The following is a 15,464-nucleotide window of genomic DNA, read 5'->3' on the forward strand; positions in this document are numbered from 1 at the left end:
TATCAACTAGCCTAAATAATATTCTGTTTTTAATTAAAATAACTTTAATAAACTACTATTAAACTAAAACCTTTTGTAATCATTTCATTTTTATCATTTTGTTACAATATTTTTATTTTCATTCTGTTTTTTAGTAAAAAGATATTTTTGTGATGTTTTTATAGAAAAGTATCTAACTATTAATAAAAAACCTATAACACCTGATAGAATCAAAAGATTAAAGTTTACTGCACTATTAAAAATCTCTTCAATTGATTTTAAATCTTCTTTATTTACTTTTACAACATTTACAATGAACTCTCTTAATGCTAAAATTATAAAAGCATCAACTAAAAGAGTAAGAGCCACTCTTTGTTCTCTGATATAGTTTATAACAGCTCTTACTATTTCTAAAAAAATTATAAAATAAAGCATATAAATAATAAAATCCATTAACATATTTAAAGATAAAGCAATTAAAAATAAAATAGAAGCAACAGTCAATTCTATATATAATTTATCTGAAAAAAAATTTAATATTGTCTTTTTCATAAATCCCCTAATCTAAAGTAACTTTTATAGCTAACCAATTTTTTGGTATCTGTAAAATAGAATTATTTGCCATAAAAATAATTGAAGCTATCATAGCTCTAGCACTTGAATCTCCACCTGCTTTTGCATTTACAATTAACATCTCTTTTAAGTTGTCATATTTAAGTAATAAATGTAAACTACTAGCAAAACCTTGATCAATATCACAAGCAGGTCCAAATTCTCTTATTATACTTATAGTCTCTTTTTGTTTTGAAGCAAAAGCATTTTCAATGTGTTTTTGAATCACTGCATCTGATTCATCTTTTAAACTTAAAATCGCTTCTTCTAAAGCAATTCCATCTAAAGCTTTTAATAAAAGTTTTGAAAAGAAACTTGAAGCATTTATAGCTTTTGTAGAGTTATGTGTAAGTTTTACAAAGCTTTCTACATTTCTCAAAAACTCTTCTTTTGATTTTGACACTTTTAATAAAGGTGCAATTCTTCCCACGATTGATAAATCAGTAGAAGAAGAACCACTTGGTGTTACACCATTTTCTATATTTTCTAAAGTATTTCTTGAAGCACCATCAATATAACCATTGTAACTTTTCATTTTTTGTGTCCAATAAGATAAGAAATCTTCTGCATTAAACTCTTCTTTATCTTTTAAGAATTCATATAGCCAAAATGTTTGGTCACCATAATGTGTAAATTCACCGGCAACTTTATCTTTATGCCAAATCGAAAGAGGTTTATTTAGTTCATTATAATTTATAGAACTGTCTTTTAATTGTTTTTCATCATAAACCCAATGAGTACCTAAACAATAGGCATCTGTTACTAATGAAGTTAGTACTAACTCTTTTACTTTTTTTTGATCAAACATTTTAACTCCTTTTATTTATTCCAGTTTTTATAATTTGTAAATGCTGGAAACTGTTGTTTAAACTCTTCTTTATCAAATAAAAAACAATATGAATCCATATATGCACAAAGCAAATCATAAGAATCTTTTAACTCTTGAAATTTTTCATGACTTCCCTCTGGCATATCAGGATGATATCTTTTTGATAACTTTAAATATTTTTGTTTTAAATCTTTTTTTGATGTACGTGTTAAAACACCTAATGTATCTACAGCTTTTTCAAATTCTTCATAATCCATAAGCTTCCCTAAATATATAATAATTTTATTCTACAATATTTTTTTTAAATGAATATAGTATACTATAACTATATTTTAAAATTTAGGAGATTGTATGAAATCAACACTTTATCATATTCACGACCCAATGTGTTCATGGTGCTATGCCTTTAAACCAACTCTTGACAAACTTAGAAAAGAGCTTTCAATAGATATCCAAGTAGTTCATGTTGTAGGTGGATTAGCAAAGCACAGTGATGAAATAATGCCCCTTGAACAACAAAAAACCATTGAAAATATTTGGTATCAAATAAATAAAGAAGTTGGTACAAAGTTTAATCATGACTTTTGGAAAAACTGTAAACCAAGAAGGTCAACATATCTTTCTTGTCAAGCTACAATGCTTGCTAGATATGAAAATAAAGAAGATAAAATGATAGAAGCAATTCAAAAAGCTTATTACCAAGAAGCAAAAAATCCAAGTGATGCTTCAACTTTAATACAACTTGCCAAAAATATAGGTTTAGATGAGAAAAAATTTGAAGAAAACCTAAAAAGTAAAAAAATTGAAGAGGATTTACAAGAAGAACTAAATCTTAGAAGATCACTTAAAGTTAGAGTATTTCCATCACTAGTATTAAAATATAAAAAAGAGTTATATCCTATAAATATTAAATTTAATAATCACAAAGAAATGCTTAAACAAATTGAAGACTTATCTAAAAATATATATTTTTAAAACTATATCTTAAACTATCAAGATTTTTTATTACCTTTAATAACTAATAGTATATAATAATGTAACAGTTTTAAAGGTAATGAATGACAAAAGTAAATAATGATAAGTTTATAATATTTTTTATAAAATATGCTCCTATCATATTTGTCATTATTTTTTCAACAATCGCAACAAAATTTATTTTAAATGAAAAAGAAAATTCATTTAAAAAAGAAATAAAAGAGCTTGAAAAAGATTATTATGAAAGAAACAAAAGAAGAATAAGCCAAGAAGTACAAAGAGTTTATAACTATATTGAAAAAGAAAAGACTAATACAGAAGAATCTTTAAAAAAATCTCTAAAAGAAAAAGTGTATCTAGCTCATGATATTGCTACAAAGATCTATGAAAAAAACAAAAACATAAAATCAAAAGAAGAAATCTTTTCTTTAATAAAAACCACTTTGGGAAGTATTATTTATAATAAAAGAAGAGGATATTTTTTTATAAATGATAGATTTGGAAATATGTATTTACAACCTTTAAACCCAATAATAGAAGGTAAGAACTATTTAAATTTTAAAGATACAAAAGGGAATTACCCTTTTAAAAATATGGTAAATATCATAAATACTAAAAGTGAAAGTTTTGATTCTTATTTTTGGTATAAAGAAAAAGATATGAAAAAATCATACGAAAAAATATCCTTTTACAAATATTTTGAACCTTATGATATGGTTATTGGAACGGGTGAGTATTTATATGATTTTGAGACTGAACTAAAAAAGAAAATATTAAGCTTCATTCAAAATATTAAATATGGAAACAATTCTTATATTTTTGTAATTGATTTTGATGGAAACTATTTAGCACACTATAAAGAAACTTTAATAGGAGAAAATAGATTAAATTCAAAAAATAATAAAGGAAAATATCTAGTTCAAGATATAATTAATTTTGCTAAAAATAAAGATGGTCAGTTTATGACTTATTTTGCTACTTTAAATACAGACAATAAAGCAACAAGCAATAAAAAAATATCATATATCAGACAATATAAACCTTATAAATGGGCAATAGGAACAGGTTTTTATACAGAAAATCTAAATAAAAAGATTCAAGAAAAAAAGCTTTTATTAGAAAATAAAAAACAAGAAAATATAGAAACAATTACCAAAATAAGCATACTAGCCACGTTAATTTTATTAGTTTTATCTTTTATAATTTCAAAAATTTTAGAAAAAAGACTAAAAATTTATAAAAAAGAAATTGAAAGAAAAATCTTAGAAAACAAACAAAAAGATGACATGATGTCTCAACAAGCAAAAATGGCAGTAATGGGAGAAATGATAGGAAATATTGCACATCAATGGAGACAACCTTTAAGTCAAATAACAACAATATCCTCTGGTGTAAAAATACAAAACCAATTAAACTCTTTAGATATAAATAGTATTAATGAACAAATGGATAAAATTACTAAAGCTACTAAATATCTATCTGATACTATTGATGATTTTAAAAACTTCTTTTCTCCGCATAAACAAATAAATTCCTTTAATATCATAAATACTATCAATAGAACAATAAAACTTTTAGAAAGTCCTTTAAAAACTAAAAACATTAAAATAATAAGAAAAGATAATGAGTGTATAGTAACTGCAAATGAAAATGAACTTCTGCAAGTAATGATTAATTTAATTAAAAATGCTTCTGAAGCACTAGAAGATAATTTATCAAAAGAAGAAGAAAAATTTATTTTTATTGAAACTAATATAAAAGAAAATAAGCTTTATATTTTGATTTTTGATAATGCTAAAGGTATAAAAGAGGATATTATAAATAATATTTTCAATCCCTATTTCACAACAAAAGGTGAAAAAGGAACAGGTATTGGACTATATATGTCAAAAAATATAATAAATGAAAGTTTAAAAGGTGATTTAAATGTTCAAAATCATTCATACCTTTATGAAAACAAAAAATTCACTGGTGCAAAGTTTATTATAACTTTACCTATTTAAAATGAATTTACTTATTTATATGAAATTCCTCTTTCATATTTAAAACTAGTTTTGTCATAAGATTTCTTTCATTTATAGTCATTGAAGAATTTAAAATATCATCTAAATCTCCTAATTTTGAGAAGAAGTTCTCTTTAAATTGTTCATTTATTTTATTATGATTATTTAAAAAAGCTCCTAGTTTTATCAGAGAGAAAACAACTTCTTTTTTTCCCATAATTACAGCATAATTAATAGGTAAAATTCCAAATCTATCTGGCTGGTTTATTAAGTCTCTATTCTTTAAAGCGATTTTTTTAAGAATATCAATTTTATCTCTCCATACCGTATTATGGATATAATTTCGCCCTTTATTATCTACAGCTTTATAATCTCCTACTCTTTTAGTAAGTATATTTATAACTTGTAAATCATGGTCTAATATAGCTTTATGTATTACATTTCCACCATAGGAATCTTTACAATCAATATTTACATTGTTTAAAATCAAGAAGTTTAATATCTTATGAAAATGTTGTTTTTGATTTTTTTGTTCTTTTCCTGCTTCTAGAACTCTATAAAAAACATTTAGTTTATCTTTTTTACTTAAGATATCTAAGTTTGAACCATATTTTTTAAAAGTCTCTAATAAAGAAACATTGAAATATTTAGCAATTTCAAAAATAATTGGCTCTCCTTCAAACATTATTTCATTTATATCTACTTTTATAAACTCTAATAATAAGTTTAAAATTTGATTATAATTAACCTCAGGATAAACTCTTATATTGGAAACTTTTCTAACTCTATTAGGAGAGTTTTCACTAAGTATCACATCTACAACTTTTTCTATTGCACTGTAATTATTTTTGTCTTTTAAACTTGAATCAATATTTGAAAAAAGTAATCTTTTAATTAAATCAATATTTGGTTTTCCATTAAAAATAGCAATATCTAAAACTGTATTACCAATAATATTTGATTGATTAACATTTATTTGACAAGAGTTCAAAATAAATTCTAAATTAAACTCATCTCTTGATCGAACAACATCAAATAGTAAATTTTCCTCTTCTAAATTTAATAAATTTACATTAGCACCATTTTCTATAAAAGTCATAATTCGGTCTTGATACTTATTAATAAAACCTTTATTCTCATATACTTGAATATCATAAGAGAGTAATTTATTAACAAGATACATCAATAATGTATGTTTTTTTGTTCCATATCTTCTATTTAAAGAAGCTTCGTTTCTTATGGCAAAAGAGAAAAGATTGTTATTCAGATCTAAATCTAAACAATTTAAATATAAAAAATCTTCTCCTTTTTTATTAACAGTATTCAAATCTAAACCTAATGCAATAAGACCATCAAAAATATTTAAATCAGCTGTAATTTCTTTTAGGTGGCAAATAGTATTTCCATTATTATCTTGTTGATTAATATCTAAATTATCCATCAATGTTAATACTTTTTTTATGGCAAGTCTATTTTTAGATTCAATTGCATAAAATAAAACTGAACGTCCAGCTTTATTTGTTTTATTCAAATCTTTAGTTTTAGAAGCAATAATATCTATTAATTGTATTACTCCAAATTTAAATGCAAAATGCAAAGGTATTTCAGCATCAAAATTTTCTTGATTAACATCTATACCTTTTTTTATTAATAATTTTGCCGTTTCTAAACTTGAATTTTTTAGAGCTGTAAATAAAGCGTTTTCATTAAATTCATTTAAAGAGTTTATTTTTACACCTATTTTTAATAAATAATTTATTGCATTAAAAGCATCATACTTTGCACAATGGTGTAATAAAGTTGTATCATTTTTATTAAAATCTGTTTTTGCTAATTTTTTTTCTACTATTTTTTCATTAAAAGGCTTTTTAATTATCAATTCTTCAATAGGTTCACTACTTCCAAATAATTTTTTTAACACAATTTTACCTTTACTTTTTTTAAACTCAAAAGAGTATCCATTTATTAATTATATTTCTATTAAAGACCTATATTTAGGGTTTTATAAAAATTATTTTAATTAATATTAAGTTCTTTTTGCATACTTCGAACAAGCTCTGTCATTAAAGATCTTTCATTTTCTGTCATAGTTGAGCTTAATATATCTTCTAGTTTTCCAAGTTTAGAGAAAAATTGTTCTTTAAATTGTTCATTTACATTATAAGGATTATTTAAATAAGCTCCCATTTTAATTAATGCAAAAACAACTTCCTTTTTCCCCATAATAACCCCATAATTTATAGGTAATAAACCAAATTTATCAGGTATATTCATAAGATCTTTATTTTTAAAAGCAATTTTCTTTAAAATATCTGCTTTATTATCCCAAACAGTATGATGAATATAAGTCCTTCCTTTTCTATCCCTTGCTTTAAAATTTTTAACTCTTAAAGTTAAGATATTTATAACTTGTAAATCATGGTCTAATATTGCCTTATGAATTACGTTTCCTCCATAAGAATCTTTATGATCAATATCAACATCACATAAAACTAGATATTTTAACATTTTTAAAAAAAGTGCTCTTTCATCTTTAGAATTTTTTCCAGCTTCTAAAACTCTATAAAAAATAGTTAATTTATCTTTTTTACTTACTACATTTAAGTTTGCACCATATTTTTTAAATATTTCAAGTAAAGAAACATGGAAAGATTTAGCAATTTCAAAAACTATTGGTTCATCTTCAAACATTATTTCATTGATGTCAATTTTTGTATAATCTAATATAAATACTAACATTTGTGTATAATTTACATTATTTACACTTTTTGTTTTACCAATTTTTCTAACTCTATTTGGAATATCTTCACTTAAAATAACATCTACTAGTTTTTCTATAATTGTGAAGCCATCTTTATCTTTGACTGTACAATCAATATTTGTATAAATTAATTTTTTTACCAATTCTACATTTGGTTTTCCATTAAAAATCGCTAAATCTAAAAGATTTTCTCCTAATGTATTTATTTGATTAATATTAACTTTAGTTCTATTTAATAAAAATTCTAAAACTAAATCATCTTTGTGTTTTACAACTTCAAATAAAAAGTTTTCATTTTTATTGTTTAAGTTATTCTCATCTACACCATATTCAATAAAAGTAAGTAATCTATCTTGGTACTTAGTAACTAAAGGTTTGTTTTCTAAAATTTGAAAATCAATTGATAAAATTTTCTTAACTATTTTTATTAAAATAGTCTCTCCATCTAAACCATAATTTCTATTTTTTAAATTAGTTTTTTGGAAAAAAGATATAAATAACTCATCAGGAATATTTAAATCTAAACAGTTTAAATATAAAAAATCTTCATTATTTTTATTTATACTATCTACATTTAAACCTTTATTTACAAAAAATTTAAATAGCTCAAGATTAAATGTAATCTCTTTTAGATGAACAATAGTATTCTCTTGTTTATCTTTAAAATTTAGTTTTATAGATGTTAATTGAAATACTTTTTTTATAATTTCAAATTTTTTAGATTGAACTGCATAAAAAAGTATGTTTCTTCCATCTTTATCTTCTATTTCTAAATCATCTAACCTATCAGTTAAAATATCAAAAATTTCTAACATTCCACTTTTAGCAGCTAAATGAAGTGGTGTAACATTATTTATATTTGCTTGTTTGATATTTATATTATTTGAAAGTAATACCTTACAACACTCAAGAGCATTTTTTCTTAAAGCAAGAAAAAGTAAATTTTCTTTATTTATATCTAATTTAGTATGATTAAATCCTGCTTCTTCTATTAAATAACTTAAGGCTTCAAAACAGTTGTTTTCAATACAAAGTTTTAGTAAATATTGATTGTTTAAGTCTAATTCATAAGAACCAATAGCTTTTTCCAATTTCCTTTGATTAAAAGGTTGAATTAAAACAATCTCTTCTAAAGACTCTTTTTTACCAAATAAAAGTTCTTTTTTTTCTAACAGTTTATTTAACATAAAATTAGTTACCTATGCGTAAAAATATGATTTTAGATTATCGAAAAATAAGTTATAAAAAGGTTAAATATAAGGAAAGTAAGAAAAGAGAATAAATCTCTTTTCTTTACTTCATAAGTGGATCTACCACATTAAGAACATACATACCAACAAGACCTATAATACCTGCTAGTAAACAATAATAAATTGTAGGGATAATTGTTCTTCTTAAAGTTTGTCCTTCTTGATCAAGTAAACCTACTGTTGCACTTGCTGCAACAACATTATGAATAGCTATCATATTACCAGCTGCTGCACCTACTGCTTGAAGTGCTACCATTAATGCCGTTGATACACCAAGAGCGTCTGCTACACCAAATTGATATTGGGCTAACATCATATTTGATACTGTATTTGAACCTGCAATAAATGCACCTAAAGCCCCAACCATTGGAGCAAATAATGGATAAATATCACCAACTGATGCAGCAACAAAATTAGCCATAGCAACAGGCATAGAATCAAAACCAGAATCATTTACACCAGAGTTAATTAAAATTCTAACTAATGGAATTGTAAATATAAGTACAAAACCTGCACCAATCATAACTTTTGAAGACTCACTTATAGCTTCTTTCATTTCTTTAAATTCCATCTTATGTAAGAAATAAGTAACAAGTGCTACAAATACTAAAATACCACCTGGTAAATAAAGTGGAGTAATTGAATAACCTAAATTCTCACCTAAAATATCTTTAAAAGGAATAACCCATGACTTAACAAATGCTTTTGCTTCATCACTTACTCTTGTAAGCACTAAAATAGCAGCCACTAATACATAAGGAATCCAAGCTTTAGTTAATGACATAGGAACTTTTGCACTCATTGCATCTAGTTTCATTTCTAATTTAGAAACCCATGAAGTTGGCCATTTTTCTTTTGGAGCAAAGTCCCAAGATTTTTTAGGTACTAAAAAACCTTTCTTAGCAGCAAACATAACAATTGGAAGACCAACTAAAGCACCAATAAGTGATGGGAACTCAGCACCTAAGAATACACCAGTAAGTGCATAAGGAATTGTAAATGCAAGACCTGCAAAAATAGCAAATGGTAAAATACTTAAACCTTCACTCCAAGATTTATTTTCACCAAAGAATCTAGTTAGCATAACTGTCATAAATAAAGGAATTAATGTTCCAACAATTGCATGAGTTATAGCAACTTGTGATGTAATAATTTGTAAATAAGCATCCCAAGATGAACCTAATGAATCTAAAGTAAGACCAATAGATTCAGAGTCTAAACCTTTATTTACTCCAATTAAAATAGGAGTTCCAACTGCTCCAAAAGATACAGGTGTACTTTGAATCATCATACCAACCATAACAGCAGCCATTGCAGGGAAACCAATAGCAACTAATAAAGGTGCAGCAATAGCAGCAGGTGTACCAAAACCAGATGCTCCTTCAATAAATGAACCAAATAACCAAGCAATAATAATTACTTGTATTCTTCTATCTGGACTAATATTATTGAAACCTTGTCTAATTACAGCAATCGCACCTGAATGTTTTAGTGTATTTAAAAGTAAAATTGCACCAAAAATAATCCATAAAACAGCAACTGTTATAAGTAGACCTTGAATTGTTGAAGCCATAACTCTATTAAAAGAAACTTCCCAAACTACAAATGCAACTGCAACTGTTGCAATATATACTAAAGGCATTGCTTTTTTAGCAGAAACCCTTAACCCAACTAATAAAATACCAGCTAAAAATATAGGTAATGCAGCAAAAAATGCTTGTAAACCAATACTCATAAATCCTCCTTGTTTTAACAAGAATAGAATATTCCTAGAATGTGATATTTTTATGATATTTTTTATATAGCAAAAAAATAGCAATATTTTTTAAATTTTAATGGTTACTTTTGTAACATTTTTACTATTTGTAATTAATTTACATCTAAGCTAGAACTTTAATTTACTTATTGTAAAAAGAATACTATAATACACATTTATTTTAAAGGATATAATTTTTTATGAACAACACAGTAATTTACATATTTAATAGATTAGTAAGATTAGCGATAATATTTTTTATTTTATATTTGATTTTTACAAACTTTGGAACTTTCTTGATGATTATTGGTATTATCTTTATATTAGGATTTATTACTATTTATAATATAAAGAAGAAAATACGTACAAGTGGTTTTGAATTTAAATTTAATGGACAAGAATTTTCTCAACGTAATAATACAAATTTTAATTTTAATGACTTTCAAAATTTTGCTAATAAACCAAGATACAATGAAATAGAAGAAGCAAAAAACTTTTTTGGTTTTACTAGTGAACCAACAAAAGAAGAAATAAAAAAAAGATATAAAGAGCTAGCTAGAAAATATCACCCAGATATAAATGGTGGAGATGATACAAAAATGAAAGAGTTAAATCACTACAGAGATATTTTAATAAAAACAGTTGGATAAAACAAATGTTTTTTCAAAATCTACAAAAAATATTTTTACTTATAACTATTAGTGCAGCTGCACTTTTAGTTTTTATTTGGTATAAAGATTATACTTTTTTTGAAAAACCCTTAGATAAAAGATATATACAACAAATAAAAATAAAACAAAAAGAACTTAAATATTTAGCAAAAATCAATTTTAATGTAATAAAAGACTTTCCAGTTATAGTATCAGATGATATGAATGATAATAGATTTGGTATGGCAGTATATGAAAAAAATGGCAGTATAAAAATATATTTAAATAAAAAAAGATTTAAAGAAAGTTCTAATTATATGATAAATGATGTTTTACCACATGAGTATGCTCATGCTATTATGTTTTTCTTAGGTGACTTTTCAAAAGAAAATTCAGGACATACAAAAAAATGGCAACTAATTTGTCAAAAACTAAATGGACTTAGATGTGAAAGATTTGTTAATCATAATGATATTTTGATTGAAAAAACAAGTATCTTTAATAACTAAGGCTCACGAAAAATACACTTTTTAAATATAAGATACACGTTAAAGGAAGAAGATGAAATTTTTATTACCAGTTCTACTACTAGCAAACCTTGCTTTTGCTAATTACTCTATAAAATTTAAAGGAATTACTTTAGGTGAGATAGAAAACTTTGACTCATTAAAAAAGAACTATTTAGAAGCAAAAGTAACAAATTCAATAGCAAGATTTTTACTTGGAAAAGACAAGTTCGTTTTTTATAACGAAGATTTTAATGGCATAAAAAATAAAGAAACTACAAAATATAAAAAAGATAATTATGCAATAATATATATATTAAAAAAAGCAATGGCAAATGATGTAAAAGCAGAAAAAATAGAAGTTAAAAAAGATAAGTTTATTACAGTTACTTATGATAAAAACTATAAATTTATTTATAATTCAAAAGGAAGAATAAAAAGTGAAGGTTTTTTGGAAATGAAAGACAATACTCTTTTAAAACTTATTGAAAATGTAAATGGTATTGAAATTTCAAAAAAACAATAATTTCTTTAACTTAACTCTTGACAAATGAATAAAAACATAGTATTATTTCGTCCTCATTAAAACGGCGGGGCGTAGCGCAGTCTGGTTAGCGCACCTGGTTTGGGACCAGGGGGCCGGAGGTTCGAATCCTCTCGCCCCGACCATCTTAATATTTATTAATTCATTGAACAATATCATATTATTTTTACTAATAAATAAAACATCTTTATGTTATAATAATTTAAATTTTAAAGAGGACTCTTAATGACATACTTAATAGTAGATGATTCTAAACTAGCAAGAAAAATGACAATAAAAAATCTTAAAGAAATAATAAATGAAGATTCTATTATTATTGAAGCAACTAATGGACAAGAAGCAATAGATTTATATAAACAAAATAAACCTGATATATGTTTTATGGATTTAACTATGCCAGTACTTGATGGATTTGAAGCAGCTAAAGCAATCACTGAATTTGATAAAAATTCAAAGATTATAATAGTTAGTGCAGATATTCAAGAACAAGCAATGCAAAAAGCAAAAGATAATGGTGCTTTAGGTTTTATAAAAAAACCAATTAATTTAAACAATCTAAAAAAAATGTTAGAAAGTCTTAATTTAACTAAATAATGAAATTAAACTATAAAACTATATAGTTTTTTCATTTTTACTAAAATATTTAACTATATAACAAGCTGTAATCCCAACTAAAAAAATACAAACAAATGAAACATAAATAATTTCCATGATTTCTCCTTTTGTGTATTATATAAAATAATTATAACAAGACAGTTACAAAAAAATTAAAAAAATTGTATATTTTTTATACTCATTAAAAACTATTTTTAAAACAAGTAAAATATTAAATATATATGAAACCCATTCAAAAGAACAAAATATTTTGTTAAAATAAGTAATTTAAAAAAGGAATAAGTTATGATACTAAAAATAGTTATTTTTATTACACTTATATTTAGTTCAATATTTGCTAAGGAGAATACAATGAGCATATATGATTTTAAAGTAAAAGATATTAATGGAAAAGAAATATCAATGTCAAAATATAAAGACAAAGTTCTTCTAATAGTAAACGTAGCTAGCAAATGTGGTTTTACCTCTCAATATGAGGGTTTAGAAAAACTTCATGCAAAATATAAAAATCAAGACTTTATGGTATTAGGTTTTCCATCAAATCAGTTTGCAAACCAAGAACCAGGAACAAATGAAGAAATAAAAGAGTTTTGTACTTTAACTTTTGGTGTAAAATTTGATATGTTCTCAAAAATTGATGTAAATGGTGAAAATGAACATCCATTATACACTTACTTAAAAAATGAAGCTTCAGGAATTCTAGGTACACAAAGTATAAAATGGAACTTTACAAAGTTTTTAGTAGATAAAAATGGAAAAGTTATTGATAGATATGGTTCAACTACAGAACCTTTAGATATAGAACCTAAAATACAAGAATTGTTAAAAAAATAGTTTTTTTAATTTTATTTCGATATATTTCCATTTAAAAAAGGAAATATTATCGAAAGTTTTATAAGCCCTGTAATTGATTATCTAAAAATCATGTCAAACTGGGAAGCAATTGCTATGGGATTATCTATAGCTTATCTCTTACTAGCAATTAAACAAAGTTTATGGTGTTGGGTTGCTGCATTTTTTTCTACACTTATTTATTCAATAATATTTTTTGATGTATCACTTTTAATGGATAGTGCTTTAAATGTCTACTATTTAGTTATGGCTCTTTATGGTTGGTACTCTTGGAAATATGGAAATAAACTTAAAGAAAAAGAGCTAAAAGTAAGTAGTTTAGGTCTTAAAAAAAATATACTTATTATTATAGTTTTATCAATTATATCAACTATTTTAGGCTTTATAATGGCAAATTATACTAAGGCTGACTTTGCTTACATTGACTCTTTTACTACAGTCTTTGCTATATTTAGTACTTATATGCTAGCTAAAAAAATACTTGAAAACTGGATTTATTGGATAGTAATAGATGCTATTTCTATTTATATTTATATACAAAAAGAATTAAATCTAACAGCTATATTATTTGCTATTTATACAGCACTTGCATTTGTAGCATATTTAAATTGGAAAAAAGAGTATGAATTTACAAAAGCTTAAAAAATATAACTTCTTACAAAAGCAAGAATTTTTAGAACTAAAACTTTTAGAAAACCAAGGTGTATGTAATACAATCTATAAATTAAAAACATCAAAAAATACTTATTCAATAAGAGTTTTCAAAGATTTTCATAAAGATATTTCAACTAGAAATTTAGAATTTAAAATTCAAAATAAAGCCTTCAAAAAAAACATAGCTGCAAAAGCATATATACTTGATAAAAAAAATGCTCTTATGATATGTGATTTTATAAAAGGCTTTCATAAAAATCAATTAGAAAATAAAGATATAAAAGCTATTGTAAAATCATTAAAAAAACTTCATAAAATAAAAATACCTATAAAGTCTTATAATCTTGAAAAAGACTTTAAAAACTATCAAAAACTTCTAAATGATAAAAAATCACAAATGCTTATCAAAGAAGCACAAAAGCAACTAAAAAAACTAAAAAAATATAAAAAAGATTTAGTAACTTGTCACCATGATTTAAACCAAAAAAATGTTTTATTCAATAAGAATAAAGCCTATTTTATAGATTGGGAATTTGCTTGTGTAAATGATAGATTTTTTGATTTAGCTGCTTTGAGTATGGAATATAAACTAAATAAAAAACAAGAACAAATTTTATTAAAATACTATTTTAATAAAATCAAGAAAAAGCACTTAAAAAAACTAAAAGCATATAAAATAATCTGTACAAATCTTTGGATTTTATGGTTTGAAGTTTTAAAAAAGTGATAACTGCCCTATTGGGCTTTCACTTTGCTTTTTCTCTTTAATTTCTTTAATACAAGAAGGTTTATCAAAATCTACTTTATTTACCTCATCTCTTACAATATGAAGCTTTAGCTTTTCACTTGGATAAATTTCAAAAAGTTTATTTATAGCTTTTAAATCATCACTTTTAAGCCATAAATCAAAATCCTTTTTTTCTAAAACAACAGGCATTCGATGATGAACTTTTGATAGTTTTTCATTTGCATCACAAGTAATAAGAGCAATAGTTACAATATTCATATTTAATTCAGGTTCAAAATACTCATCCCAAATACCAGCCAAGGCCATATATGAGTTTTTGGCATCACTTACAAAATAAGGTGTTTTTTCTTTATCTTCAACCTTCCATTCATAAAAACCATTTATTGGAATAATACATCTTCTAAATCTAAAAGAATCTCTAAAGGTTTTCTTTTCATATATGGTTTCACTTCTAGCATTTATGTTCATAGATGACTTTGAGTTTGCCCAAGAAGGAAGATATCCAAAATGTGTATATAAATAGTTTCCATTATTTAAAAGAGCAGGAACAGGAATAGTTGGAGGAATATTATATCTTGCGTAAAGTTCATTTACTAAATCATTTTTGATTAGACTCTTTGCATCATTTTTAAACTCTCTATCATCAAAAATAGCTAATCTTCCTGGCAAATTTATTCCTTTTTTGATGAAATCTTAATAATATTTAACTGTAATTATACTTATTTGCTTA

At 24.3% G+C, this 15,464-nt stretch carries 16 protein-coding genes and 1 tRNA gene; 10 read left to right on the forward strand and 7 right to left on the reverse strand.

Features of this window, described 5'->3' with window-relative positions:
- Window positions 1–93: 93 nt before the first annotated feature.
- The 3 genes from ACH5BK_RS10185 to ACH5BK_RS10195 are packed head-to-tail and all read right to left on the reverse strand — an operon-like array spanning window position 94 to window position 1,677.
- Window positions 94–531, reverse strand: a complete 438-nt coding sequence (locus ACH5BK_RS10185) for a hypothetical protein (protein WP_404307029.1) — start codon at window positions 529–531, stop codon at window positions 94–96.
- Window positions 532–538: 7 nt separating this feature from the next.
- Window positions 539–1,399, reverse strand: coding sequence for an ADP-ribosylglycohydrolase family protein (locus ACH5BK_RS10190; RefSeq protein ID WP_404307031.1), 861 nt, complete (start codon window positions 1,397–1,399; stop codon window positions 539–541).
- Between the two features lie 11 nt (window positions 1,400–1,410).
- Window positions 1,411–1,677, reverse strand: a complete 267-nt coding sequence (locus ACH5BK_RS10195) for a DnaJ domain-containing protein (protein ID WP_404307033.1) — start codon at window positions 1,675–1,677, stop codon at window positions 1,411–1,413.
- A gap of 94 nt (window positions 1,678–1,771) precedes the next feature.
- On the opposite strand from ACH5BK_RS10195, the gene ACH5BK_RS10200 reads away from it, so the two are divergent.
- On the forward strand, window positions 1,772–2,395 hold the full coding sequence (locus ACH5BK_RS10200; RefSeq protein WP_404307035.1) for a DsbA family protein: 624 nt from the start codon (window positions 1,772–1,774) through the stop codon (window positions 2,393–2,395).
- Window positions 2,396–2,478: 83 nt separating this feature from the next.
- On the forward strand, window positions 2,479–4,398 hold the full coding sequence (locus ACH5BK_RS10205; RefSeq protein WP_404307037.1) for a cache domain-containing protein: 1,920 nt from the start codon (window positions 2,479–2,481) through the stop codon (window positions 4,396–4,398).
- 7 nt (window positions 4,399–4,405) lie between these two features.
- On the opposite strand, the gene ACH5BK_RS10210 is transcribed toward ACH5BK_RS10205, so the two are convergent.
- The 3 genes from ACH5BK_RS10210 to ACH5BK_RS10220 form a co-directional block, all read right to left on the reverse strand.
- The gene (locus ACH5BK_RS10210; protein ID WP_404307039.1) at window positions 4,406–6,319 is read right to left on the reverse strand and encodes an ankyrin repeat domain-containing protein; all 1,914 of its coding nucleotides are present in this window, start codon (window positions 6,317–6,319) and stop codon (window positions 4,406–4,408) included.
- Window positions 6,320–6,414: 95 nt separating this feature from the next.
- On the reverse strand, window positions 6,415–8,346 hold the full coding sequence (locus ACH5BK_RS10215) for an ankyrin repeat domain-containing protein (protein WP_404307041.1): 1,932 nt from the start codon (window positions 8,344–8,346) through the stop codon (window positions 6,415–6,417).
- Between the two features lie 106 nt (window positions 8,347–8,452).
- Window positions 8,453–10,144 (reverse strand): L-lactate permease, encoded by a 1,692-nt coding sequence (locus ACH5BK_RS10220; RefSeq protein WP_404307043.1) that lies wholly within the window; start codon window positions 10,142–10,144, stop codon window positions 8,453–8,455.
- Between the two features lie 221 nt (window positions 10,145–10,365).
- Between ACH5BK_RS10220 and ACH5BK_RS10225 the strand changes: the two genes are divergently transcribed.
- From ACH5BK_RS10225 to ACH5BK_RS10260, 8 genes are all read left to right on the forward strand, one after another.
- Window positions 10,366–10,815 (forward strand): J domain-containing protein, encoded by a 450-nt coding sequence (locus tag ACH5BK_RS10225; RefSeq protein ID WP_404307045.1) that lies wholly within the window; start codon window positions 10,366–10,368, stop codon window positions 10,813–10,815.
- Between the two features lie 5 nt (window positions 10,816–10,820).
- Window positions 10,821–11,324 (forward strand): SprT-like domain-containing protein, encoded by a 504-nt coding sequence (locus tag ACH5BK_RS10230; RefSeq protein WP_404307047.1) that lies wholly within the window; start codon window positions 10,821–10,823, stop codon window positions 11,322–11,324.
- Between the two features lie 52 nt (window positions 11,325–11,376).
- Window positions 11,377–11,847: a hypothetical protein gene (locus tag ACH5BK_RS10235; protein WP_404307049.1), complete on the forward strand. Its 471-nt coding sequence runs from the start codon at window positions 11,377–11,379 to the stop codon at window positions 11,845–11,847.
- 65 nt (window positions 11,848–11,912) lie between these two features.
- Window positions 11,913–11,990: transfer RNA gene (locus ACH5BK_RS10240), tRNA-Pro, on the forward strand.
- A gap of 100 nt (window positions 11,991–12,090) precedes the next feature.
- Window positions 12,091–12,459 (forward strand): response regulator, encoded by a 369-nt coding sequence (locus ACH5BK_RS10245; protein ID WP_404307051.1) that lies wholly within the window; start codon window positions 12,091–12,093, stop codon window positions 12,457–12,459.
- A gap of 372 nt (window positions 12,460–12,831) precedes the next feature.
- Complete coding sequence (locus tag ACH5BK_RS10250; RefSeq protein WP_404307054.1) at window positions 12,832–13,314, forward strand: glutathione peroxidase; 483 nt, start codon at window positions 12,832–12,834, stop codon at window positions 13,312–13,314.
- A 90-nt stretch (window positions 13,315–13,404) separates the two neighbouring features.
- On the forward strand, window positions 13,405–13,974 hold the full coding sequence (gene pnuC / locus ACH5BK_RS10255) for a nicotinamide riboside transporter PnuC (RefSeq protein ID WP_404307056.1): 570 nt from the start codon (window positions 13,405–13,407) through the stop codon (window positions 13,972–13,974).
- Window positions 13,955–14,713 (forward strand): phosphotransferase, encoded by a 759-nt coding sequence (locus ACH5BK_RS10260; RefSeq protein WP_404307058.1) that lies wholly within the window; start codon window positions 13,955–13,957, stop codon window positions 14,711–14,713. Before pnuC ends, ACH5BK_RS10260 begins: the two co-directional genes overlap by 20 nt.
- On the opposite strand, the gene ACH5BK_RS10265 is transcribed toward ACH5BK_RS10260, so the two are convergent.
- The gene (locus ACH5BK_RS10265; RefSeq protein WP_404307060.1) at window positions 14,702–15,403 is read right to left on the reverse strand and encodes an SOS response-associated peptidase; all 702 of its coding nucleotides are present in this window, start codon (window positions 15,401–15,403) and stop codon (window positions 14,702–14,704) included. The genes ACH5BK_RS10260 and ACH5BK_RS10265 overlap by 12 nt on opposite strands.
- Between the last annotated feature and the right edge of the window lie 61 nt (window positions 15,404–15,464).

Source organism: Arcobacter sp. YIC-80, from assembly GCF_044841725.1.
In the GTDB taxonomy this organism is placed as follows: domain Bacteria; phylum Campylobacterota; class Campylobacteria; order Campylobacterales; family Arcobacteraceae; genus Arcobacter_B.